Genomic DNA, 21,703 nt, shown 5'->3' with positions numbered 1-21,703 from the left:
GGCGCCCGCCGGTGCCGCGGGCGGCGGGTAGCCGTAGCCGCCGCCGGGGGCCGGCCGACCTGCGGCCGGAGCCGCCGGGGCGCTGCCGGGGGACTGCTGGTTGGTGGAGGAGGCGAGCGTACGGCTGCGCACCCGGTACAGGCCGGTGTCGAGGTCGTCCGCCTTCTCCAGATGGACCTTGATGGGGCCCATGAAGGTGTAGCGCTGCTGCTTCGCGTAGTCGCGCACCATGCCGGCGAGCTCGTCGCCGAGCTGGCCGGAGTAGGGGCTGAGCCGCTCGAAGTCCGGCGTGCTCAGCTCCACGATGAAGTCGTTGGGGACGACCGTCCGGTCGCGGTTCCAGATGGTCGCGTTGTTGTCGCACTCGCGCTGGAGCGCTCCCGCGATCTCCACGGGCTGGACCTCGGACTTGAACACCTTGGCGAAGGTGCCGTTGACCAGACCTTCGAGACGCTGCTCGAACTTCTTCAGGACTCCCATGGGGCACCTCCTCCGTAGCTGCTGCCGTCCTGCGACCCGCTGAGCGGGCACTGCCTTGCCCGGTACTGCTGGTACTGCTTACTGATCGTATCCACGCGCCGGTAAATCGGCTGGTTCCCCCTGTCGGCCCGGTCGACGGTGTCGACGCCTCCGAAGTTCCCTCCGGAGCACCCCTTCGAACTCTTCTCGGACGTCGTCCTGCCAAGGATCGTAGAGGCGGCCGAAGACAAGTGTCCCGCACCTGACTGTGGACCCGGACCGGCTCCTGCGGAGAAGGACGGGACCGGTACGAGGTTGATACGTGAACCGATCCGCGTTGATACGTAGCCGCGGAATCGGAGGTGGGGTGGCGGACGGACGCAGAGTGTGCTGGTCGGCGACTGCCCGCTCTTAAGCGATGTGAACCCACCCCTTCCTGCGTGCTAATGTTCTGCGTGTCGGAAGGCGCCACACCCCAAGGGGGACGGGGCCTGAGGACACACCCAATGCGCGGGTGGCGGAATAGGCAGACGCGCTGGATTCAGGTTCCAGTGCCCGAAAGGGCGTGGGGGTTCAACTCCCCCCTCGCGCACAGCGAAGAACCGATGAACGGGTCTTCACCAGTGACGAAAGTCACGGTGAGGGCCCGTTTCTCGTTGTGGTGGCAAGGGACCTGCGGTGAGGTATCTCACGGTCTCCAAGTGTCTTCTCCAGCGGTCGCTCACGGTCGGGATCAGGATCGTCGACCGGTCGGTGCTGCGCCCGGCTTCAGCCGTTGGTGCGCAGGTGCCGCAGGACGGCTTCCGCCTCGGGCCGCGTCCTTCCGGCGGCCAGCAGGACGGCCGTTGCGGCGGCGGGGGCGGAGATCTCCCCCGTCTCGTCGTTCACCGACTCCAGCATCGAGACCACGACCGATTCCAGTACGTGGCCCAGCACCGGCGCGGGCAGATGGTCGGCGAACACCCCGTCGCGCTGTCCCTGTGCGAGCAGTTCACCGGCCAGGTCCCGTACCGGGGTCAGGGCGCCGCGGATGTCGCCGTCCAGATCCCGGCGGCCGAGCGCGATCAGCATCCGGAAGCGGTCGCCGATGCCCCAGACGGCCATGATGTAGCGGGCCAGGGCCAGATCGGAGGGCTCGGCGTGGTCGCGCTCCTCGACGAACGCCTGCCGGAGCGACTCCACCGCCTCGTCGGCCAGGGCGCTGACGAGTTCCTCCCGGCCCGCGAAATGGCCGTAGAGGGTGCGGCGGGCGACGCCTGCGGCGCGGGCGATGTCGTCGATGGTCCTCTCCGGATCCGCGCTCAGCGTCTCGCGCGCCGCGTCCAGGATGCGTCGCCGGTTCGCCTGCGCGTGCCGCCGGCGCGGCGCAGCCTTCGCGCTCTCGGTCATCGCCTGCTCCTCATGTTGCTCCGGCGAAGACTTGCACACGCCGGAGGGTTGCCGCAGGAAGGGGCTGAAGGTGGTCAAAGTCCCTGGTAGGCGGGATGAGGACGGTTTGTCCGAGCGGCTTGGCCGGCGTGGTCGTCGGTGTCGCGGTTCTTGTCCTTGCCATCCGTGAAGCAGTTCTGGTGGGCGGCTGGGTGGGGGCGGCTGCCGGCCCCACCCAGCCCGCAGGCCTATGCCGCGACGCGCTCGGCCACTTCCTTGGCCTTGGCGGCCGCGTCCTGGAGGGCGCGCTCGCGGGAGGCCTCGAAGAGGGGGACCAGCTCGGTCATCGCGGGGTTGTGCGGGGCCATCGTGAGCTCCGGGACGATGAAGTGCAGGTCCACGGCGAGGGTGTCGGTGAAGATCGCCTTCAGGTAGGTCTGCACGTACTCGTAGCCCTCGCGCGGGGTGCCCGGCGCGTATGAGCCGCCGCGACTGGCGACGACGGTGACCGGGGTGCCCTTGACCTTCGAGTCCTCGGTCATGGCGGTGCGGCCGATGAGGACCACGTTGTCGAGCCATGCCTTGAGGGTCGAGGGGATCGAGAAGTTGTACATCGGGGCGCCGATCAGCACCGCGTCCGCCTGCTCCAGCTCCTCGATCAGCCGCACGCGCGCGGCGAAGGCGTCCGCCTGCTCCGGGCTGTGCGCGGCCGGGTCGGCGAAGCCGGCGGTGTGGGCGTCGGCGGTGATGTGCGGGACGGGGTTCACGGCGAGGTCGCGGTAGATCACCGTGCCTTCGGGGTGCTGCTCCTCCCAGGTCTTGCGGAACGCGTCCGTCACGGCACGGGACGTGGAAGCGCCGGCCGGGAAGGCGGAGGAGTCGATGTGCAGGAGCGTGGCCATGGGGTCTCCGGGGGGGTGGTGGGAAGGCCCACGGGACGCTCGTTCCGCGGGCTAGTATTTGGTACTCGACTATGGATAACACAGTCACTTACTTTTTTTCAGCCCCGTGGGGAAAGGCAGTACCCTGACGGCATGGCGGTGGAGCAGAGTCATGACCTGGCGGCGTGCAAGCGGGTCGACGACGGCATCACGCGTGTCTTCCAGCTGCTCGGAAAGCGCTGGACAGGCCCGATCGTGTCCGTCCTCGTCAACGGAGGGCCCGCGTACTTCGTCGACCTGCGCCGGGCCGTTCCCGGCATCAGCGAACGCATGCTCTCCGACCGGCTCACCGAACTCGGTGCGGCCCGGCTGCTGGTGCGCGAGGTCGACGACGGACCCCCGCTGCGCGTGTCGTACCGGCTGACGGAGGCGGGGGCCGCGCTGGCACCGGCCCTGCGACTGCTCGGGGAGTGGGCGAAGGAGCATCTGCCGGAGGAGGAGCGGCCGGCGGGGTGCTGATGGCGTGCTGTCGGTGGGGGGCCGGCGGCGCGCTGTGGCGCCGGGTCGGTGTCGGGCGGTGCTCGTGTGGTGTCGGGCGGTGTGGTGCAGCCCGGTGTGGTGCCGGTGCGCTTTGGGCTGTCGGCGTTTTCCACAGCTGTGGAGTTGTCCACAGGGTCTGACGAGTTTCGGCCACCGGCTGTACGGTCGGCACGAGTTGATGTTCGTGCGGGTACGGGGGAGGCGGTCGTGGTGACCGAGGTCAAGGCCGAGACGGTTGTCGGGGACGCGGTTCCCGCTCGGAAGGCGGCGAAGAGTGCCGGTGGCGCCCGCCGGGTCCCCCGGGTCCGCGGCTTCGCCGACTGGCCCGCCGAGGGCACGCCCAAGGAGGAGGGCAAGGCGCTGCGGCGAAGCGTCCCGCGCAGTGTGCACGCCGACCTCGAGCTGGACGCTGACCGGCCCGACGCGGTGAGCGCGGTCGAGGAGTCCGGCCGGGGCCGCATCCCCGAGCTCACGCCGATCCGGGTGGGCCGGATGGCGGCCACACCCTTCGCCTTCCTGCGCGGTTCGGCCGGTCTCATGGCCTACGACCTGGCGCGCACTCCCGTCACGGGGATCCGTGCCCAGATCTGCGGCGACGCCCACGCCGCCAACTTCGGCCTGTACGGCGACGCGCGCGGCGGCCTGGTCATCGACCTGAACGACTTCGACGAGACCGTGAGCGGCCCCTGGGAGTGGGACCTCAAGCGGCTCGCCACCTCCCTCGTGCTCGCCGCCCGTGAGGCGGGCGCCGACGAGGACACCTGCCGCAAGGCGGCGCACGACGCGACGGGCGCCTACCGCCGCACCATGCGGCTGCTGGCCAGGCTTCCGGTCCTGGACGCGTGGAACGCCATCGCGGACGAGGAACTGGTCTCCCACACCGACGCCCACGACCTGCTCGGCACCCTGGAGCGGGTCTCCGAGAAGGCGCGGGCCAACACCAGCGGGCGGTTCGCCGCGAAGTCGACGGAGCCGACCGAGGACGGCGGGCGCCGCTTCGTCGACGCCGCGCCGGTGCTGCGGCGCGTCCCGGACGCGGAGGCCGCGGCGGTCGCCGCGTCCTTGGAGGAGTACCTGACCTCGCTCTCCGAGGACCGCCTCCCCCTCCTGGCCCGGCACGCGGTGCATGACGTCGCCTTCCGCGTCGTCGGCACGGGCAGCGTCGGCACCCGGTCGTATGTCGTCCTGCTCCTCGACCACCGCGGTGAACCGCTCGTCCTCCAGGTCAAGGAGGTCCGCCCCTCGGCGCTGGTGCCGCATCTGGTGAGCGCCGGGTTCGAGGCGCCCGAGGTCGGCCACGAGGGCCGGCGGGTGGTCATGGGGCAAAAGCGCATGCAGGTGGTCAGCGACATCCTGCTCGGCTGGACCTCGGTCGACGGACTGCCGTTCCAGGTACGGCAGTTCCGCAACCGCAAGGGCAGCGTCGACCCGGCAGCCCTCGCCGCCGACCAGCTGGACGACTACGGCCGGATGACCGGCGCGCTGCTGGCCCGCGCCCACGCCCACAGCGCCGACCCGCGCCTGATCGCCGCCTACTGCGGCAAGAACGAGGAGCTGGACGAGGCGATCACCGCGTTCGCCGTCGCCTACGCCGACCGCACGGAGGCGGACCACGCGCAGCTGGTGGCAGCGGTGCGGTCGGGGCGGATCGCGGCGGAGGTGGGGGTGTGAGACCTGAGTACGGGGCGCTCGCGGTCCTGAAGACGGTGTGCCCGGGGAGCTTTTTCCGCCGTGGCCTACGCTGGTCGGGTGACGACCCCGGAAGCTGAACAGGGTGGTGTCGCCGGTGAGGACCGGCCGACGCCGGACGCCGGTGTGCCCCGGCCCGAGGAGCGGCTGGAACGGGCCGTACGGGCCGCCGAGCAGGCGTTGATCGAGTACGAGATCGCGGTGGAGACCTTCCGTATCGAGGTCGAGAACTTCTCCCGGCTGCACCACCAGAAGCTCGGCCCGATGTACACCCGCCTCGACGAGCTGGACGCCCAGATCGCCGAGGCCCGGGCCGCCCGCACCGGCGACCCCGAGGACCTGCGCAAGGCGGACGAGGCGCGGGCCCGGGTCATGCCGATGCCGGGCGTCGAGGAGCTCTTCCACGGCTGGATGGACGGCGCGGGGCTGTTCCCGGAGGCCGAGGCGATGCTCACGGACCAGCCGGTACAGCCCCCGCAGCGGGTGCGGCCCAGCGAGGAGGTCCGCAAGCTCTACCGCGAGCTGGCGCGCAAGGCCCACCCCGACCTCGCCCAGGAGGACACGGAGCGGGCGCGGCGTGAGGAGTTCATCACCCGCGTCAACGCCGCCTACGCCCGTGGCGACGAGACGCTTCTGCGGGAGCTGGCCGAGGAGTGGGCCGCCGGGCCGAAACCCCCGGAGCAGGGCCCGACTCCCAGCGAGGACCTCTACGCCCGCCTCGAATGGCTGGCCCAGCGCAAGGAACTGCTCAGCGTGGTCGCCCGGGAGCTGGAGGAGAGCGCGATCGGCTCGATGCTCCGGATGGCCCCGGAAGACCCGGACCGCCTCCTGGACGAGGTCGCCGAGAAGCTCCTGGCCGACGTCGCCGCGCGCGAGGCGGAACTGGCGGGGCTGGTCGGCTAGCGGGCGACCGGACCGATGCGCGCCCGCGTCGGGTAGCGTCGGAGGCATGCAATTCGGAGCTGGAGTGCCCACGGTCGAGGTCACGGACCTCAAGGACAGCGACTTCCTGCTGGACGTCCGTGAGGACGACGAGTGGCAGGCGGGTCATGCCGCAGGGGCGCTGCACATCCCCATCAGCGAGTTCGTCGCCCGGTACGGCGAGCTGACCGAGGCCGCGCCGCAGGACGGCCGGGTCAACGTGATCTGCCGTTCCGGCGGGCGTTCGGCCCAGGTCGCGATGTACCTCGTCCAGCAGGGCATCGACGCCGCGAACGTCGACGGTGGCATGCAGGTCTGGGCAGCGACCGGCCGCCCCGTCGTGACCGACGAGGGGCAGCCGGGCTTCGTGCTCTAGTCACCGGTCGGGGATCACCGGCCACCGGGCGGGCGGCTGACTGTGGTGGTCAGGCCAGTGGGTGGGCCGCCAGCAGGTCGCCCAGGGTCTCCTCGTGTGCCGCCGCGGGGCCGAGCGACAGTTCCAGGTGCTTGGCCCAGGCGTGGTACCGGTGCAGGGGATAGTCGACGTCGGCGCCGAACCCGCCGTGCAGATGCTGCGCGGTCTGCACGACCCTCCGTACGCCCTCCGACGCCCAGATCTTGGCGACGGCCACGTCACCGGAGGCGGGCAGCGCGCCGGGCGCCCCCGAGGCGATCCGCCACGCGGCCTGCCACAGGGTGACCTCCATGGCCCGCAGATCGATGTAGCGGTCGGCGGCCTGCACGGCGACGGCCTGGAACGTGGCCACCGGGAACCCGAACTGCTCACGCTTGCCGGTGTACTCACTGGTCATCCCCAGCACCCGCTCCCCCAGACCGAGCGCCAGCGCACACGTCCCCGTGGCCAGCAGATCCCGTAGCCACTCCCACGCGCCGTCGGCGTCGATGACGTCCCGGTCCGCGATCCGTACGGCGTCCAGGCGCAGTTCGGCGAGCCGCTCACCGGTGGTGGAGATCTGCTCGGCGAGCTCGACGCCCGGATGGAGCCGAGGGACCAGGGCGAGCAGGGTCCGGTCGGCGGCCGTGTGCGCGGGGACGAGGACGAAGTCGGCGCCGTACGCCCACGGCACCGCCGTCTGCACCCCGTCCAGCACCCACACCTCCCCCTCCTGCCGTGCCGTCACCGCGAGTTCGGCCGGGTCGTGGCCGGTGCGACCGCTCGCGGCGACGGTCAGGACGATCTCCCCGCGGCCCGCCCGCGCCGCCGGGCCGGCCTTCAACTCCGCACCGCCGAAGGCCTGTACGGCGGCCAGGGCGGCGCTGTTCTCCAGCAGCGGTACCCGCGCCAGTACCTTCGCCGCCTCGCGCAGCACCAGGCACAGCGCGACGGCGTCCAGACCCGCCCCGCCGTACTCCGGGTCCAGCAGCAGGCTGAGCAGGTCCGCGTCGGCTAGCTTGGCCCACAACGCACGGTCGAAGTCGTCCGCGACGGCGCCCGGGGTGAGGGCCGGACTGGGCACCGCGTCCGGGGCGACGCCGGCCAGCACCCCTCGTGCCGCCTCGGCCGCCGCCTGCTGCTCCTCGGTGAAGGTGAAGTCCACGGTCTGTCCTTCCGCCCGGGCCCGCTGATCTGACGGTCCGTCAAGATAGAACAGGTTCTAGAAGAAGGGAACGCTGTCGACGTTCACCTGCGGAACGGGCGCGAATGGGCGCGGGACGGGGCGGTCGCTCCCCGGCTTTTCACCTGTCGAAGTCCAGCTCCACCCTCTGCGTCACCGGATGGGACTGGCATGCCAGCACATACCCCGCCTCCGTCTCCTCCGGCTCCAGCGCGAAGTTGCGGTCCATGCGCACCTCGCCGGAGACCAGGAAGGCCCGGCAGGTCCCGCACACTCCGCCCTTGCAGGCGTAGGGCGCGTCGGCGCGGTTGCGCAGTACCGCCTCCAGGAGCGACTCGCCCTGCCGCACCGGCCAGCTCCCGCCGCGGCCGTCGAGCCGCGCGGTCACCGTGCTGTGCGCGGGAGCGGGCGTGATGGTCACGGGGGCGGCGGCGTCCACGTGGAAGATCTCCTCGTGGATACGGGTGCGGGACACCCCCAGCTCGCGCAACGCCCGCTCAGCGCCCTGCACCAGTCCGAACGGCCCGCACAGGAACCACCCCGCCACCTGGTCCACAGGGAGCAGCGCCGGAAGCAGCCCGCCGAGCCGCTCCCGGTCGAGCCGCCCGGACGGCAGCCCCGCCTGCTGCTCCTCCCGGGACAGAACCGTCACGAGGTGCAGCCGCTGCGGGTAGCGGTCCTTCAGGTCGGCGACCTCCTCCAGGAACATCGTCGAGGCGGACGTACGGTCGCTGCGGATCAGACAGAACCGGGCCTCAGGCTCGCGCGCCAGCAGGGTCGTCACGATCGACAGCACCGGGGTGATGCCGCTGCCGCCGACGATCGCGGCGTACAGACCGGGAGCCGGGTCGAGGGTGAAGCGGCCCGCCGGCGTCATCACCTCCAGCTCGTCGCCGATGTTGATCTCCTTCAGCGCGTACGTCGAGAACGCGCCGCCTTCGACCAGCCGCACTCCGACGCGCAGGGTGCGGGGTCCCTCGCTGTCCGGCGCCGGTGCCGGGGAGCAGATCGAGTAGGTGCGCCGGATCTCCGTCCCGTCCGCCGTGCGCCGCAGGGCGAGATGCTGGCCCGGGGCGTGCCGGTACTCCTCGCGCAGGTCCTCGGGAACGGTGAGGGTCAGGGCCACGGAGTCGTCGGTGAGCCGGTCGACCGCGGCCACGGGGAGCGCGTGGAAGCGGGCCATCACAACTCCTTGAAGTGGTCGAAGGGTTCACGGCACGCCAGGCACCGGCGCAGCGCCTTGCAGGCCGTGGAGGAGAAACGGCTGAGCAGCTCGGTGTCGGTGGAGTCGCAGTTCGGGCAGCGGACGGGGTCGGCCGCTTCATCGGTTGCCGGGCCGAGGGTGCGGGTCGGCCCCAGTCGCAGGCCGACCGGCCCGGCCGCCCGCCCCGTGCGCGGCGGGGCGATGCCGAACTCCCGGAGTTTGCGCCGCCCTTCGTCCGTGATGTCGTCCGTCGACCAGGCGGGCGCGAGCACGGTGCGCACCGTGACGTCCCGCACGCCGTGTTCGTGCAGCACCCGCTCTATGTCCAGGGACATCGCCTCGACGGCCGGGCAGCCGGTGTACGTCGGGGTCAGCTCGACCTCGACCGAGTCGGGGCCGTGGACGCGCACCGCGCGCAGGACGCCGAGCTCCTGGAGGGTGAGCACGGGCAGTTCGGGGTCAGGCACCGCACCGGCCACCTGCAGAAGCTCCGCCTCCAGCGCAGTGGTCGTCACCATGACGCCCCCGGGTGGCTGCGGTGCAGATGCTGCATCTCGGCGAGCATCGGTCCGAAGGACTCGGTGTGCAGGCCCTGACGACCCGCCCCGGCCGCCCACGCCCCGGACCGCGGGCCCTCGGGGACGGTGAGGGTGGCGCGGCGCAGAACGTCCCCGACGGCCTCGGCCCAGGTCGACTCCATGCCCTGCCGGTCGGTGTCCAGCCCTGCCACGGGCTGGAACATCTCCTCGGTGAACCGCCACAGCGCCTCGCACGCCCGCTGCATCCGCTCATGGCTGACGTCCGTGCCGTCGCCGAGCCGCAGGGTCCACTGTTCGGCGTGGTCGCGGTGGTAGGCGACCTCCTTGACGGCCTTGGCGGCGAGCGGGGCGAACGGGCCGTCTCCGCTGGCCAGTTCGGCGTAGAGCAGGTGCTGGTAGGTGGAGAAGTACAGCTGGCGGGCGATGGTGTGGGCGAAGTCGCCGTTCGGCTGCTCCACCAGCTGGAGGTTGGTGAAGGCGCGCTCCTCGCGCAGATACGCCAGGTCGTCCTCGTCGCCGGCCAGCGACAGCAGTACCCGGGCCTGGCCCAGCAGGTCCAGCGCGATGTTGGCGAGGGCCACCTCCTCTTCGAGGACGGGGGCGTGGCCGGCCCACTCCCCGAGGCGGTGCGAGAGGACGAGCGCGTCGTCGCCGAGGGCGAGGGCGGCCGTCCTGGGAACGGCGGTGGTGGTCGTCTCCGGTGCGGTCACAGGTGCTTCACCCCCTCCGGGATCTCGTAGAACGTCGGGTGCCGGTACGGCTTGTCGCCGGACGGCTCGAAGAACGGGTCCTTCTCGTCGGGCGAGGACGCGGTGACCGCGGAGGACGGGACGACCCAGATCGAGACGCCCTCGCCGCGCCGGGTGTACAGGTCACGGGCGTTGCGCAGCGCGAATTCCGCGTCCGGCGCGTGCAGGCTGCCGGCGTGGGTGTGCGAGAGGCCGCGGCGGGAGCGCACGAAGACCTCCCACAAAGGCCAGTCGGTGTTCGTCATGCCTGCTCCCCTCCCCTTCCGGCACCGGAGGCACTGTGCCTGGCCGCGTACGCCGAGGCCGCATCCCGGACCCAGGCGCCCTCGTCGTGGGCCTGCCTGCGCTGCGATATCCGCTGTTCGTTGCACGGGCCGTTGCCCTTGAGGACCTCCCAGAACTCCGTCCAGTCGATCGGGCCGAAGTCGTGATGTCCCCGCTCCTCGTTCCACCGCAGGTCGGGGTCGGGGAGGGTCAGGCCCAGGAACTCGGCCTGCGGGACGCAGATGTCGACGAAGCGCTGGCGCAGTTCGTCGTTCGAATGGCGCTTGATCTTCCACGCCATCGACTGCGCGGAGTGCGCTGACTCGTCGTCGGGCGGGCCGAACATCATCAGGGACGGCCACCACCAGCGGTCCACCGCGTCCTGCGCCATCGCGTGCTGCGCGGGGGTGCCGCGGCTGAGGGCCAGCAGCAGCTCATACCCCTGGCGCTGGTGGAAGGACTCCTCCTTGCAGATGCGGACCATCGCGCGCGCGTACGGGCCGTAGGAGCAGCGGCACAGGGGCACCTGGTTGGTGATCGCGGCGCCGTCCACGAGCCATCCGATCGCGCCGACGTCCGCCCAGGTCAGCGTCGGGTAATTGAAGATCGACGAGTACTTCTGGCGGCCGGTGTGGAGCTTGTCGAGCAGTTCGTCGCGGCCGGTGCCGAGGGTCTCGGCCGCGCCGTAGAGGTAGAGCCCGTGCCCGGCCTCGTCCTGGACCTTGGCCATCAGGATGGCCTTGCGGCGCAGTGAGGGCGCGCGCGTGATCCAGTTCGCCTCCGGCTGCATGCCGATGATCTCGGAGTGGGCGTGCTGCGCGATCTGGCGGACGAGGGTCGCTCGGTAGGCGTCGGGCATCCAGTCGCGCGGCTCGACGCGCTCGTCGGCGGCCACGGCGGCGTCGAAGGCCCTCTCGTACGCGGCGGTGTCGTCGGCGCCGGCCCGTGGGCCGGCCTGCCCGTCGTACGCCTGGGTGCGCGCCGTCTGGTGCGCGGCTGCTGTCGCCATGAGGTCCCCTTCGACCTGGGCTCTGCCGGTGCTTGCTCCCGACCGATCGTTCGGTTCGTGCGATTCCATGGTGAGACGGGCGCCGTAAGGTGTCAACCGCTGTGGATAACCTGCGGGCGTCCCCGGGCACGGCCTGTGGACAACCGGAGTGGCGTTCGCAGCGGTTCCACAGGGGGCTGTGCCGGGCGCACGGGCCTGAGTACCGTTCCGTTCGGGCGGCGCACGGGTGGTGCTGCGGTCCTGCGGGGGGCAACCGGAAGACGGACCGGAATCGGAAACGGGGCGGAATGGACGCGCACGACCAAGGCTCGAACGCCCTGCACGGGCCGGGCGAGCCGGGCTCCCCGCCCGTCGGTCCGGACACTCCCCAGAGCTCCCCGCCCGGCCCGGCCCCGACGCACGGCAGGCCGGCCGGCACTCAGGGCCAGGAGCCGCCGACCGCCGTCGACCCGCCACACGCCGCCGAGCCGCGGTCCGCCGTCGAGCCGCGGTCTACCGTCGAGGCGGTATCCGCCACCGGTCCAGCGCCCGAGCCGTCCGTGCACGCCGCGTATGCGCCCGCGCCGCACGCCCCCCTCGGGCTCGCCGCCCCCCGCACCGGCGTCGCCGCCCTCTCCCTGCGCTACCAGATCGTCGTCGCCGTGGCCCTCGCGGTCGTCGCCGTCGCCGTCTGTGTGCACATCGGCATGGTCTTCCTGCACGTGGCGCCGTCGAACACGGTGACCAAGCAGCACGGCAGGGAGATCGACGACTGGATCTACCCGGAGTTCGAGCAGAACTGGAAGCTGTTCGCGCCGAACCCGTTGCAGCAGAACATCGCCGTCCAGGTCCGTGCCCAGATCGACACCGCGGACGGCGGGACGCGGACGACCGGCTGGTACGACCTCTCCGCCGAGGACGGCCGGGCCATCGACGGCAACCTGTTGCCGAGCCACACCCAGCAGAACGAGCTGCGCCGGGCCTGGGACTTCTTCGTCGCCACGCACGGCGGCGACAACCGCCCGATCGGCCTGCGCGGCTCCCTTTCGGAGACGTATCTGCGCCGCATCGTCCTGCTGCGTCTGGACCGTGAGGACGCGGCCGGCAAGGGGGGTGCGATCGATCTCGTCCAGATACGCAGCCGCACCACCAATGTGCGCCCGCCTCAGTGGAGCGACGAGAAGGTGTCGGAGCAGCCGGTGTACCGGGTGCTGCCCTGGTGGTCGATACCGGCGAAGAGCACCGAGGGGGGCGCCAAGTGAACCGTTTCGCGCTCTGCGTCTCCGCCACCATCGCCCGGGTCACCGAGTCCGCCCTCGGCCCGTACCAGACCGCCGTGATCCGCATCGGCTTCAGCGTGACCTGGCTGCTGTTCCTGCTGCGCGAGTTCCCCCATCGTGAGGAGATGTACGGTCCGGGCGGCCCCTGGAGCTGGGACCTCGCCCAGCAGCTCATCTCGGCCAATGGCGCCTTCACGGCCCTGATGTGGTCCGACGGCCGGTTCTGGTTCGAGACCGTCTACGTGCTGGCCGTTCTGACGAGCGTGCTGCTGCTGCTGGGCTGGCGCACCCGCACGATGTCCGTGCTGTTCATGGTCGGCGTGCTCTCGCTGCAGAACCGCAGCATCTTCATGGGCGACGGCGGCGACAACGTCCTGCACCTGATGTGCCTCTACCTGGTGTTCACGCGCTGCGGCCAGGTGTGGTCGCTGGACGCGCGGCGGGCCCGCCTCAACAGCGAGGCACGCGCGCGTGGAGAGCACGTCGCCGACCGGGTCGGGCCGGTCCTGTGGGGCGTGCTCGGTCTGGCGCTGGTCGCGGTGACCCTCTCGGGCCGGCTGTTCGACGGCGAGGAGTTCGTGCCGTCGCTGTTGTGGACGGTCTTCCTGGCGCAGGCCCTGCGGTGGCTCATAGGGCGCCGGGCCAGGACCGGCCAGCCGCGCATCCTGCTCGACGTCGTCGCCAACATCGTCCACAACGGCGCCCTGCTCGTGATCATGGCCGAGGCCTGTCTGATCTACGCCACGGCGGGCTGGTACAAGATCCAGGGCTCGCGCTGGCAGGACGGCACCGCCGTCTACTACCCCCTGCACCTCGACTACTTCTCCCCGTGGCCCGCGCTCGCCGACGCACTGGCGGCCAGCGGCACGATGGTGATGCTGGTGACGTACGGCACGGTCGCGGCGCAGGTCGCCTTCCCCTTCACCCTCTTCAACCGGCGCGTCAAGAACGTCCTGCTGGCGGTCATGATGATCGAACACGCCGCGATCGCCGTACTGCTCGGCCTGCCGTTCTTCTCGCTGGCGATGATCGCCGCCGACGCGGTCTTCCTGCCGACGTCGTTCCTGCGCCGGCTCGGCGGCTGGGCGGCACGCGCGCGTGGACGCCTGGTCACGGGCACGGGACGTACGACCCTGCCGGAACAGCGCATCCCGGAGAGCGCGGAGGACGTCACGGACGCGGGAGACGCGGGCGACGCGCCCGTAGGCTCCAGGGCATGAGCGACTCCGATCCCCTCGACGTCTGGCACCGGCTCGCCGACACCTCCGTGCTGCTCGACGGCTTCCACGCGCTCAAGCACGCGCTGCGCTTCGGCGCAGAGGTCCCGGTGGCGGTCACCGCCGACCGGGCCGCCGCGCTCGCCCTCGCCGAGGAGCTGGCACCGGACGTACGGGAGACCCTGGACGCGCTCCTGACCCAGGTGCCGGAGCCGGAGTACCGGAGTCTGGTCCCACGCCCGCACCCCACCGCGGTCGCCGCCCTGGCCGTACGGCCCTCCCGCGCGGCCAACCTGGACAAGCTCGCGCGCACCCCCCGCACCGCGCCCGTCGTCGTCCTCGACGATCCGCGCAACCTGGGCAACGCGGGGGCCGTGATCCGGCTGGCCGCCGGTTTCGGCGCGACCGGTGTGGTCACCACCGGCACTCTCGACCCCTGGCATCCCACGGTCGTGCGCGGTGGAGCCGGGCTGCACTTCGCGACGGCCGTGGAACGGCTGACCGTCGGCGAGCTGCCGCCCGGGCCGGTGTTCGCCCTCGACCCCGAGGGTGACGACATCCGCGGCACCAAACTCCCCGACGACGCCGTCCTCGCCTTCGGCTCGGAACGCAGCGGGCTGTCAGCGGCCCTCCGCGCGCGTGCCGACCATCTGGTGGCACTGCCGATGCGCCCCCAGGTCTCCAGTTACAACCTCGCGACCAGTGTGGCCATGACGCTGTACCACTGGAGCGTCACCGGGAGCGCACCGCACGTTCCTTAGACGTCCCGGCCCTCAGGCCTCCCGGCGCACCTCGACCACCCGGAAGCGGTTGGCCACGAACGCGCCGTCGGTGAGGGCCGCGTTGGCCGCCGGGTTGCCGCCCGAGCCGTGGAAGTCGGAGAAGGCGGCGGTCTGGTTGACGTACACACCGCCCGTGAGGTTCAGCGACAACTGGGCCGCCTCCTCCAGGCAGACCTCCTTGAGGGCCTGTTCGACCTCCTCGTCGGTGGTGTACGCGCCGACCGTCATCGCGCCCTTCTCACGGATCGTGCGCCGCAGCAGTTCCGTCGCGTCCGCCGCCGAGTCGACCGCGACGGCGAAGGAGACCGGCCCGAAGCACTCGCTCATGTAGGCCGCCTCGTCGTCCGGCTTGGCGCCGTCCAGCTTCACGATGACGGGGGTGCGGACGACCGCCTGCGGGAACTCGGGGTTGCCGACCTCCCGCGAGGCGAGGGCGACTTCGCCGAGACCGGCCGCGGCCTCCAGGCGGGCCTTGACGTCCGGGTTGACGATCGCGCCGAGCAGGGCGTTCGCGCGCGCGTCGTCGCCGAGCAGGCCGTCGACGGAGCGGGCGAGGTCGGCGACCACCTCGTCGAAGGTGCGGGGACCTTCCTCGGTGCGGATGCCGTCGCGTGGGACGAGCAGGTTCTGCGGGGTGGTGCACATCTGTCCGCTGTACAGGGACAACGAGAAGGCCAGGTTGGACAGCATCCCCTTGTAGTCGTCCGTGGAGTGGATCACCACCGAGTTGACCCCGGCCTTCTCCGTGTAGACCTGCGCCTGGCGGGCGTTGGCCTCCAGCCAGTCGCCGAACGCCGTCGAGCCGGTGTAGTCGATGATCCGGATCTCGGGACGGGTGGCCAGGGTCTTGGCGATGCCCTCGCCCGGCCGCTCGGCGGTCAGCGCCACCAGGTTCGGGTCGAAGCCGGCCTCGGCGAGCACCTGGCGGGCGACCCGCACGGTCAGCGCGAGCGGCAGCACCGCACGCGGGTGGGGCTTGACCAGGACCGCGTTTCCGGTGGCCAGGGAGGCGAACAGGCCCGGATAGCCGTTCCACGTCGGGAAGGTGTTGCAGCCGATGACCAGCGCGATGCCGCGCGGGACCGGCGTGAACTGCTTGGAGAGCGCCAGCGGCTCGCGCTTGCCCTGCGGCTTGGTCCACTCCGCCGTTTCGGGGGTGCGGACCTGCTCCACGTACGCGTACGCCACCGCCTCCAGGCCGCGGTCCTGCGCGTGCGGGCCGCCCGCCTGGAACGCCATCATGAACGCCTGGCCGGAGGTGTGCATGACCGCGTGCGCGAACTCGTGCGTCCGGTCGCTGATCCGCTTGAGGATCTCCAGACACACCATCGCGCGCATCTCCGCGCCGGCGTCCCGCCAGGCCTTCTGCCCGGCCTTCATGGCGGGCAGCAGCTCGTCGATGTCCGCGTGCGGGTAGCTCACGCCCAGCTCGATGCCGTACGGGGAGACCTCGCCGCCCACCCAGTCGTCCGTGCCGGGCTGGCCGAGGTCGAGGCGGGTTCCCAGGAGGGCGTCGAAGGCCGCCTTGCCCGCCGCCATGTCCAGGCTGCCGTTCTCGCCGTAGGCCTTGGGGTGCTCGGGGTGCGGGGACCAGTACGCGCGGGTGCGGATCGCTTCCAGCGTCTGGTCGAGGATGGGCCGGTGCGTGGCGATCAGATCGTGCGCGGTGAGTTCGGCGGCCATGCGGGACCAACTCCTCGTCTCAAGAACTCTTCGTCGAGCTCATGACCTGGGCAGAAACATGGGCAGGAACAGCCAGTCAGAGTTAGAGTAACCGAACGATCGGTCGGGACAAGGGGGACCGCCGCATCTGTGGAAAACCCCGTGCGGGAGGATCGCGCACATGACAGCACTCGACCTCAGCAGCCCCGTGGCCGTCGTCGGCACCGGCACCATGGGCCAGGGCATCGCCCAGGTCGCGTTGATGGCCGGCCATTCCGTACGCCTGTACGACGCCGCCCCCGGCCGGGCCCAGGAGGCGGCCGACGCGATCGGCGCCCGCCTGGACCGGCTCGTCGAGAAGGACCGGCTCGGCGGCGCCGACCGGGACGCGGCACGCGCCCGTCTGCTGCCCGCACGGAACCTCGCCGACCTCGCGGACTGCGCCCTGGTCGTCGAGGCCGTCCTGGAGCGGCTGGACGCCAAGCAGGAGCTGTTCCGCGCACTGGAGGACATCGTCGGCGAGGACTGTCTGCTCGCCACCAACACCTCCTCCCTGTCGGTCACCGCCATCGGCGGCGCCCTGCGCAACCCGGGCCGCCTGGTGGGCCTGCACTTCTTCAACCCCGCACCGCTGCTGCCCCTCGTGGAGGTGGTCTCCGGGTTCGCCACCGACGTCACGTCGGCCACACGCGCGTACGAGATGGCCCGCGCCTGGGGCAAGACCCCGGTCGCCTGCGCCGACACCCCGGGATTCATCGTCAACCGCATCGCGCGGCCCTTCTACGCCGAGGCCTTCGCGGTCCACGAGGCGCAGGGCGCCGAACCCGCCACCATCGACGCGGTCCTGCGCGAGTGCGGCGGCTTCAAGATGGGCGCCTTCGAACTCACCGACCTCATCGGCCAGGACGTCAACGAATCGGTCACCCACTCCGTGTGGCGGGCCTTCTTCCAGGACGTGCGGTTCGCGCCGTCGCTCGCCCAGCGCCGCCTGGTCGAGTCGGGCCGGCTCGGCCGCAAGACCGGCCACGGCTGGTACGACCACTCCGAGGACGCCGACCGTCCCGAGCCGCACACCGCCGAGCCGGCCCAGCCGCCCGCGTACGTCGCCGCCGAGGGCGACCTGGGCCCCGCCTCCGAACTGCTCAACCTGATCCGGGAGGCGGGCATCCCGGTCCGCGAGGACGACGAGGACCACGGCACCCGCCTGGTGCTGCCGAGCGGCGGCCAGCTCGCCCTCGCCGACGGACAGACCTCGGTCGAGTTCCGGGACGTCGTCTACTTCGACCTCGCCCTCGACTACCGCAGGGCCACCCGCATCGCCCTGTCCGCCTCCCAGGACACCTCCCAGCAGACCCTCGCCGAGGCCACCGGCCTCTTCCAGGCGCTCGGCAAGCAGGTCAGCGTCATCGGCGACGTCCCCGGCATGATCGTCGCCCGCACGGTCGCCAGGATCGTCGACCTCGCGCACGACGCCGTCGCCAAGGGCGTGGCCACCGAGGAGGACATCGACACCGCGATGCGGCTCGGGGTCAACTACCCCCTGGGTCCCTTCGAGTGGAGCCGCAGGCTCGGCCGCAACTGGGCCTACGCCCTCCTCGACGACCTGCACATGCGCGACCCGTCGGGGCGCTACGCGCCGTCCCTGGCGCTGTACCGCCACGCGTACGCCACCGACAAGCGGGAGGGCAGCACCTCATGACCACCGCCAAGCGCGACACGTACACCCCTCAGACGCTGCTGTCCGTCGCCGTCCAGGTCTTCAACGAACGCGGCTACGACGGCACCTCCATGGAGCACCTCTCCAAGGCGGCCGGCATCTCCAAGTCGTCGATCTACCACCATGTCTCCGGCAAGGAGGAGCTGCTGCGCCGCGCCGTGAGCCGTGCGCTGGACGGCCTCTTCGGGATTCTCGACGAGGAGCCCGCGCGCGTGGGGAGCGCCGCGGAGTGTCTGGAGTACGTCGTACGCCGCATGGTCGAGGTGCTCATAGCGGAGCTGCCGTACGTGACCCTGCTGCTGCGCGTGCGGGGCAACACCGGCACCGAGCGATGGGCCCTGGAGCGGCGCCGCGACTTCGACCACCGGGTCGCCGAGCTGCTGAAGGCGGCGGCGGCCGACGGGGACGTGCGCGGCGACGTGGAGGTACGGCTCGCGACGCGGCTCGTCTTCGGGATGATCAACTCCATTGTGGAGTGGTACCGGCCGGACGGGCGGGGCATGAACGAGCGCGAGGTCGCCGACGCCGTCGCGCGGCTGGTCTTCTCAGGGCTTCGCGAGGAGCGCTGACGTCAGCCCTGCGGCTCCAGGTCCTCCTCCTCGAAGACCAGCAGGGTGCGCGTACTGAGCACCTCGGGGATCGCCTGGAGCCGGGTCAGCACCAGCTCGCGCAGCGCCCTGTTGTCGGACGTGTGCACCAGGAGCAGTACGTCGAAGTCGCCGCCCACCAGGGCGATGTGAGAGGCGCCGGGCAGCTGTCTGAGCTGCTCCCGGACCGTGCGCCAGGAGTTCTGGACGATCTTCAGGGTGATGTACGCCGAGGTGCCCTGACCCGCGCGTTCGTGGTTGACGCGGGCCCCGAAGCCGCGGATGACGCCGTCCTCGATGAGCCGGTTGATGCGCGCGTAGGCGTTGGCTCGCGAGACATGCACCCGTTCGGCGACCGATCTTATGGACGCGCGGCCGTCCGCCTGGAGCATCTGCAGGATGTCCAGATCGATCGCGTCGAGCGGACGCGCGGGCGGCAGGGGGCCGCTGCCTTCCGGGCTCTCGGCCATTTGTTCAGATGCCACGTGCCCCCGCCTCTCCACCATGGACGTCCTGCGTTCATTTGAGGCTGTGCAGAACCGTTTGTCCACAGCCTGCGGGTGCCGGTAGCCAAATTGTGCCGGCGACCGAACAATCGGTAGGTGAGGCGCATCACACCCGTGACGCGCCTGAAGCCGCTCCCACGAGGAGGTGCCGTCATGACGGTCATGGAGCAGCGGGGGGCCTACAAGCCGACCCCGCCGCCCGCCTGGCAGCCCCGCACGGACCCCGCGCCGCTGCTGCCCGACGCACGTCCGTACCGCGTCCTCGGCACCGAGGCGGCCGCCCAGGCCGATCCCGGGCTGCTGCGCCGGCTCTACGCCGAGCTGGTGCGCGGCCGCCGGTACAACGCGCAGGCCACCGCCCTCACCAAGCAGGGCCGCCTCGCGGTCTACCCGTCCAGCACCGGCCAGGAGGCCTGCGAGGTCGCCGCGGCGCTGGTCCTCGAGGACCGCGACTGGCTCTTCCCCAGCTACCGCGACACCCTCGCGGCCGTCGCCCGCGGCCTCGACCCCGTGCAGGCCCTCACCCTGCTGCGTGGCGACTGGCACACCGGCTACGACCCGCGCGAGCACCGCGTGGCCCCCCTGTGCACCCCGCTCGCCACCCAGCTCCCGCACGCCGTCGGCCTCGCGCACGCCGCCCGCCTCAAGGGCGACGACGTGGTCGCGCTGGCGATGGTCGGCGACGGCGGCTCCAGCGAGGGCGACTTCCACGAGGCGCTGAACTTCGCCGCCGTGTGGCAGGCCCCGGTCGTCTTCCTCGTCCAGAACAACGGCTTCGCGATCTCCGTCCCGCTCGCCAAGCAGACCGCGGCCCCGTCGCTGGCCCACAAGGCCGTCGGCTACGGCATGCCCGGCCGCCTGGTCGACGGCAACGACGCCGCCGCCGTGCACGAGGTCCTCACCGACGCCGTACGGCACGCGCGCGCGGGCGGCGGTCCCACCCTGGTCGAGGCCATCACGTACCGCGTCGAGGCCCACACCAACGCCGACGACGCGAGCCGGTACCGCGGCGACGCCGAGGTCGACACCTGGCGCGAGCACGACCCGATCGCCCTCCTGGAGCACGAGCTCACCGAACGCGGCCTGATCGACGACAGCGGCATCCAGGCCGCGCGGGACGCCGCCGAGGCCATGGCCGCCGACCTGCGCGAGCGCATGAACCAGGACCCCCCGCTCGACCCCATGGACCTGTTCGCCCACGTGTACGCCGAGCCCACCCCGCAACTGCGCGAGCAGCAGGCCCAGTTGCGGGCCGAGCTGGCGGCGGAGCAGGAAGGGCCGCACCGATGACCACCGTCGCCCTCAAGCCGGCCACCATGGCGCAGGCCCTCACGCGCGCGATGCGCGACGCCATGGCCGCCGACCCCACCGTGCACGTCATGGGCGAGGACGTCGGCACCCTCGGCGGTGTCTTCCGCGTCACCGACGGACTCGCCAAGGAGTTCGGCGAGGACCGCTGCACGGACACCCCGCTCGCCGAGGCCGGCATCCTCGGCACGGCCGTCGGCATGGCGATGTACGGCCTGCGCCCGGTCGTGGAGATGCAGTTCGACGCGTTCGCCTATCCGGCGTTCGAGCAACTGATCAGCCATGTCTCACGGATGCGCAACCGCACCCGCGGCGCGCTGCCGCTNTCGTGGAGATGCAGTTCGACGCGTTCGCCTATCCGGCGTTCGAGCAACTGATCAGCCATGTCTCACGGATGCGCAACCGCACCCGCGGCGCGCTGCCGCTCCCGCTCACCATCCGCGTCCCCTACGGCGGCGGCATCGGCGGCGTCGAACACCACAGCGACTCGTCCGAGGCGTACTACATGGCGACCCCCGGCCTCCACGTCGTCACGCCCGCCACGGTCGCCGACGCCTACGGCCTGCTGCGCGCCGCCATCGCCTCCGACGACCCGGTCGTCTTCCTCGAACCCAAGCGCCTGTACTGGTCCAAGGCCTCCTGGAACCCCGAGGACCCGCAGTCCGTTGAACCGATAGGCCGCGCGGTGGTGCGGCGCTCGGGCCGGAGCGCCACACTCATCACGTACGGGCCGTCCGTGCCCGTCTGCCTCGAAGCCGCCGAGGCGGCCCGGGACGAGGGGTGGGACCTCGAAGTCGTCGACCTGCGCTCCCTGGTGCCGTTCGACGACGAGACGGTCTGCGCCTCGGTACGGCGGACCGGGCGAGCGGTCGTCGTACACGAGTCGGGCGGGTTCGGCGGCCCGGGCGGGGAGATCGCGGCCCGTGTCACGGAGCGCTGCTTCCACCATCTGGAGGCGCCGGTGCTGCGCGTGGCCGGGTTCGACATCCCCTACCCGCCGCCGATGCTGGAGCGTCACCACCTGCCCGGCGTGGACCGGATCCTGGACGCCGTGGGGCGTCTGCAATGGGAGGCCGAGGGCTGATGGCACACGCTTCTGACATGCACAGCCTGGAGTTCAGGCTCCCCGACCTCGGGGAGGGGCTCACCGAGGCGGGCATCGTCCGTTGGCTCGTCGAGGTCGGGGACCTCGTCGCCGTCGACCAGCCGGTCGTCGAGGTCGAGACGGCCAAGGCGATGGTCGAGGTGCCCTGCCCCTACGGCGGTGTCGTCACTGCCCGCTTCGGCGAGGAGGGCACGGAACTGCCCGTCGGCGCCCCGCTGCTGACGGTCGCGGTGGGCACGCCGGCCTCCGGCGGTCAGGGTCGGACCGAGGGCTCGGGCAATGTGCTGGTGGGCTACGGCACCTCGGAGGCCCCGGCGCGCCGGGGCCGGGTGCGCCCGGGGCGGCCGGCCACGACGACCG

The 21,703-nt window shown here is 71.6% G+C and carries 22 protein-coding genes, 1 tRNA gene and 1 pseudogene; 13 read left to right on the top strand and 11 right to left on the bottom strand.

Features of this window, described 5'->3' with window-relative positions; genetic code table 11:
* Window positions 1–480, bottom strand: a 480-nt coding sequence (locus ACWBNA_RS46770; protein WP_482710707.1) for a DUF3662 domain-containing protein, incomplete at its 3' end; no start/stop codon positions are given.
* A gap of 487 nt (window positions 481–967) precedes the next feature.
* On the opposite strand from ACWBNA_RS46770, the gene ACWBNA_RS46765 reads away from it, so the two are divergent.
* Window positions 968–1,051: transfer RNA gene (locus tag ACWBNA_RS46765), tRNA-Leu, on the top strand.
* A gap of 176 nt (window positions 1,052–1,227) precedes the next feature.
* Here ACWBNA_RS46765 and ACWBNA_RS46760 read toward each other — a convergent pair.
* Both ACWBNA_RS46760 and ACWBNA_RS46755 read right to left on the bottom strand, forming a co-directional pair.
* The gene (locus tag ACWBNA_RS46760) at window positions 1,228–1,848 is read right to left on the bottom strand and encodes a TetR/AcrR family transcriptional regulator (RefSeq protein ID WP_482710706.1); all 621 of its coding nucleotides are present in this window, start codon (window positions 1,846–1,848) and stop codon (window positions 1,228–1,230) included.
* A gap of 227 nt (window positions 1,849–2,075) precedes the next feature.
* Complete coding sequence (locus ACWBNA_RS46755; protein ID WP_482710705.1) at window positions 2,076–2,729, bottom strand: FMN-dependent NADH-azoreductase; 654 nt, start codon at window positions 2,727–2,729, stop codon at window positions 2,076–2,078.
* A gap of 132 nt (window positions 2,730–2,861) precedes the next feature.
* On the opposite strand from ACWBNA_RS46755, the gene ACWBNA_RS46750 reads away from it, so the two are divergent.
* The 4 genes from ACWBNA_RS46750 to ACWBNA_RS46735 all read left to right on the top strand — a co-directional run bounded on the left by ACWBNA_RS46750 (window position 2,862) and on the right by ACWBNA_RS46735 (window position 6,234).
* Entirely contained in the window at window positions 2,862–3,227 is a 366-nt protein-coding gene (locus ACWBNA_RS46750) for a winged helix-turn-helix transcriptional regulator (protein ID WP_482710704.1), read from the top strand.
* Between the two features lie 231 nt (window positions 3,228–3,458).
* Entirely contained in the window at window positions 3,459–4,919 is a 1,461-nt protein-coding gene (locus ACWBNA_RS46745; RefSeq protein WP_482710708.1) for a DUF2252 domain-containing protein, read from the top strand.
* Between the two features lie 78 nt (window positions 4,920–4,997).
* Complete coding sequence (locus tag ACWBNA_RS46740) at window positions 4,998–5,840, top strand: J domain-containing protein (RefSeq protein ID WP_482710703.1); 843 nt, start codon at window positions 4,998–5,000, stop codon at window positions 5,838–5,840.
* A gap of 64 nt (window positions 5,841–5,904) precedes the next feature.
* Window positions 5,905–6,234, top strand: coding sequence for a rhodanese-like domain-containing protein (locus ACWBNA_RS46735; RefSeq protein WP_217243052.1), 330 nt, complete (start codon window positions 5,905–5,907; stop codon window positions 6,232–6,234).
* A gap of 49 nt (window positions 6,235–6,283) precedes the next feature.
* Here the strand turns inward: ACWBNA_RS46735 and ACWBNA_RS46730 are convergent, their stop codons facing one another.
* The 6 genes from ACWBNA_RS46730 to paaA all read right to left on the bottom strand — a co-directional run bounded on the left by ACWBNA_RS46730 (window position 6,284) and on the right by paaA (window position 11,200).
* A complete protein-coding gene (locus ACWBNA_RS46730; RefSeq protein ID WP_482710702.1) occupies window positions 6,284–7,417 on the bottom strand; it encodes an acyl-CoA dehydrogenase family protein in 1,134 nt (377 codons plus the stop codon).
* 139 nt (window positions 7,418–7,556) lie between these two features.
* A complete protein-coding gene (locus ACWBNA_RS46725) occupies window positions 7,557–8,618 on the bottom strand; it encodes a 2Fe-2S iron-sulfur cluster-binding protein (RefSeq protein WP_482710701.1) in 1,062 nt (353 codons plus the stop codon).
* On the bottom strand, window positions 8,618–9,157 hold the full coding sequence (gene paaD, locus ACWBNA_RS46720; protein WP_482710700.1) for a 1,2-phenylacetyl-CoA epoxidase subunit PaaD: 540 nt from the start codon (window positions 9,155–9,157) through the stop codon (window positions 8,618–8,620). Before paaD ends, ACWBNA_RS46725 begins: the two co-directional genes overlap by 1 nt.
* Window positions 9,151–9,888 carry a 1,2-phenylacetyl-CoA epoxidase subunit PaaC gene (gene paaC / locus ACWBNA_RS46715; RefSeq protein ID WP_482710699.1) on the bottom strand — a complete coding sequence of 246 codons (738 nt, stop codon included), beginning with the start codon at window positions 9,886–9,888 and terminating at the stop codon, window positions 9,151–9,153. Before paaC ends, paaD begins: the two co-directional genes overlap by 7 nt.
* A complete protein-coding gene (gene paaB, locus ACWBNA_RS46710) occupies window positions 9,885–10,172 on the bottom strand; it encodes a 1,2-phenylacetyl-CoA epoxidase subunit PaaB (protein ID WP_482710698.1) in 288 nt (95 codons plus the stop codon). Before paaB ends, paaC begins: the two co-directional genes overlap by 4 nt.
* Complete coding sequence (gene paaA, locus ACWBNA_RS46705; RefSeq protein WP_482710697.1) at window positions 10,169–11,200, bottom strand: 1,2-phenylacetyl-CoA epoxidase subunit PaaA; 1,032 nt, start codon at window positions 11,198–11,200, stop codon at window positions 10,169–10,171. The genes paaB and paaA overlap by 4 nt, the downstream gene beginning before the upstream one ends.
* A gap of 287 nt (window positions 11,201–11,487) precedes the next feature.
* Between paaA and ACWBNA_RS46700 the strand changes: the two genes are divergently transcribed.
* The 3 genes from ACWBNA_RS46700 to ACWBNA_RS46690 are packed head-to-tail and all read left to right on the top strand — an operon-like array spanning window position 11,488 to window position 14,437.
* Window positions 11,488–12,441, top strand: coding sequence for a DUF5819 family protein (locus tag ACWBNA_RS46700; RefSeq protein WP_482710696.1), 954 nt, complete (start codon window positions 11,488–11,490; stop codon window positions 12,439–12,441).
* Window positions 12,438–13,679: an HTTM domain-containing protein gene (locus ACWBNA_RS46695; protein WP_482710695.1), complete on the top strand. Its 1,242-nt coding sequence runs from the start codon at window positions 12,438–12,440 to the stop codon at window positions 13,677–13,679. Before ACWBNA_RS46700 ends, ACWBNA_RS46695 begins: the two co-directional genes overlap by 4 nt.
* Window positions 13,676–14,437, top strand: coding sequence for a TrmH family RNA methyltransferase (locus ACWBNA_RS46690; RefSeq protein WP_482710694.1), 762 nt, complete (start codon window positions 13,676–13,678; stop codon window positions 14,435–14,437). The genes ACWBNA_RS46695 and ACWBNA_RS46690 overlap by 4 nt, the downstream gene beginning before the upstream one ends.
* Before the next feature lie 12 nt (window positions 14,438–14,449).
* Here ACWBNA_RS46690 and paaN read toward each other — a convergent pair whose 3' ends face one another.
* The gene (paaN, locus tag ACWBNA_RS46685) at window positions 14,450–16,141 is read right to left on the bottom strand and encodes a phenylacetic acid degradation protein PaaN (protein ID WP_482710693.1); all 1,692 of its coding nucleotides are present in this window, start codon (window positions 16,139–16,141) and stop codon (window positions 14,450–14,452) included.
* A gap of 160 nt (window positions 16,142–16,301) precedes the next feature.
* On the opposite strand from paaN, the gene ACWBNA_RS46680 reads away from it, so the two are divergent.
* Window positions 16,302–17,819: a 3-hydroxyacyl-CoA dehydrogenase gene (locus ACWBNA_RS46680; protein WP_482710692.1), complete on the top strand. Its 1,518-nt coding sequence runs from the start codon at window positions 16,302–16,304 to the stop codon at window positions 17,817–17,819.
* Window positions 17,816–18,406 carry a TetR/AcrR family transcriptional regulator gene (locus ACWBNA_RS46675; RefSeq protein WP_468656497.1) on the top strand — a complete coding sequence of 197 codons (591 nt, stop codon included), beginning with the start codon at window positions 17,816–17,818 and terminating at the stop codon, window positions 18,404–18,406. Before ACWBNA_RS46680 ends, ACWBNA_RS46675 begins: the two co-directional genes overlap by 4 nt.
* 2 nt (window positions 18,407–18,408) lie before the next feature.
* On the opposite strand, the gene ACWBNA_RS46670 is transcribed toward ACWBNA_RS46675, so the two are convergent.
* Window positions 18,409–18,894: an Lrp/AsnC family transcriptional regulator gene (locus tag ACWBNA_RS46670; RefSeq protein WP_053753895.1), complete on the bottom strand. Its 486-nt coding sequence runs from the start codon at window positions 18,892–18,894 to the stop codon at window positions 18,409–18,411.
* A 189-nt stretch (window positions 18,895–19,083) separates the two neighbouring features.
* Here ACWBNA_RS46670 and pdhA point away from each other — a divergent pair, with 189 nt between their 5' ends.
* The 3 genes and pseudogenes from pdhA to ACWBNA_RS46655 form a co-directional block, all read left to right on the top strand.
* The gene (gene pdhA / locus ACWBNA_RS46665) at window positions 19,084–20,220 is read left to right on the top strand and encodes a pyruvate dehydrogenase (acetyl-transferring) E1 component subunit alpha (RefSeq protein ID WP_482710691.1); all 1,137 of its coding nucleotides are present in this window, start codon (window positions 19,084–19,086) and stop codon (window positions 20,218–20,220) included.
* A pseudogene (locus tag ACWBNA_RS46660) lies at window positions 20,217–21,322 on the top strand (alpha-ketoacid dehydrogenase subunit beta). Before pdhA ends, ACWBNA_RS46660 begins: the two are co-directional and overlap by 4 nt.
* The coding region (locus ACWBNA_RS46655; protein WP_482710690.1) for a biotin/lipoyl-containing protein at window positions 21,322–21,703 on the top strand (382 nt) is incomplete at its 3' end. The pseudogene ACWBNA_RS46660 and the gene ACWBNA_RS46655, both read left to right, overlap by 1 nt.

Source organism: Streptomyces sp. Q2 (assembly GCF_056820935.1).
Note: the sequence above shows the minus strand (reverse complement) of the source record. Positions and strands in the feature narration are given on the sequence as shown.

Excerpts from the sequence above, each read along its gene's own strand:
- ACWBNA_RS46760 (WP_482710706.1), bottom strand. The coding sequence starts at position 1,848 with ATGACCGAGAGCGCGAAGGCTGCGCCGCGCCGGCGGCACGCGCAGGCG.
- ACWBNA_RS46755 (WP_482710705.1), bottom strand. The coding sequence starts at position 2,729 with ATGGCCACGCTCCTGCACATCGACTCCTCCGCCTTCCCGGCCGGCGCT.
- ACWBNA_RS46750 (WP_482710704.1), top strand. The coding sequence starts at position 2,862 with ATGGCGGTGGAGCAGAGTCATGACCTGGCGGCGTGCAAGCGGGTCGAC.
- ACWBNA_RS46725 (WP_482710701.1), bottom strand. The coding sequence starts at position 8,618 with ATGGCCCGCTTCCACGCGCTCCCCGTGGCCGCGGTCGACCGGCTCACC.
- paaD (WP_482710700.1), bottom strand. The coding sequence starts at position 9,157 with ATGGTGACGACCACTGCGCTGGAGGCGGAGCTTCTGCAGGTGGCCGGT.
- paaB (WP_482710698.1), bottom strand. The coding sequence starts at position 10,172 with ATGACGAACACCGACTGGCCTTTGTGGGAGGTCTTCGTGCGCTCCCGC.
- paaA (WP_482710697.1), bottom strand. The coding sequence starts at position 11,200 with ATGGCGACAGCAGCCGCGCACCAGACGGCGCGCACCCAGGCGTACGAC.
- ACWBNA_RS46700 (WP_482710696.1), top strand. The coding sequence starts at position 11,488 with ATGGACGCGCACGACCAAGGCTCGAACGCCCTGCACGGGCCGGGCGAG.
- ACWBNA_RS46690 (WP_482710694.1), top strand. The coding sequence starts at position 13,676 with ATGAGCGACTCCGATCCCCTCGACGTCTGGCACCGGCTCGCCGACACC.
- paaN (WP_482710693.1), bottom strand. The coding sequence starts at position 16,141 with ATGGCCGCCGAACTCACCGCGCACGATCTGATCGCCACGCACCGGCCC.
- ACWBNA_RS46680 (WP_482710692.1), top strand. The coding sequence starts at position 16,302 with ATGACAGCACTCGACCTCAGCAGCCCCGTGGCCGTCGTCGGCACCGGC.
- ACWBNA_RS46675 (WP_468656497.1), top strand. The coding sequence starts at position 17,816 with ATGACCACCGCCAAGCGCGACACGTACACCCCTCAGACGCTGCTGTCC.
- ACWBNA_RS46670 (WP_053753895.1), bottom strand. The coding sequence starts at position 18,894 with ATGGCCGAGAGCCCGGAAGGCAGCGGCCCCCTGCCGCCCGCGCGTCCG.
- pdhA (WP_482710691.1), top strand. The coding sequence starts at position 19,084 with ATGACGGTCATGGAGCAGCGGGGGGCCTACAAGCCGACCCCGCCGCCC.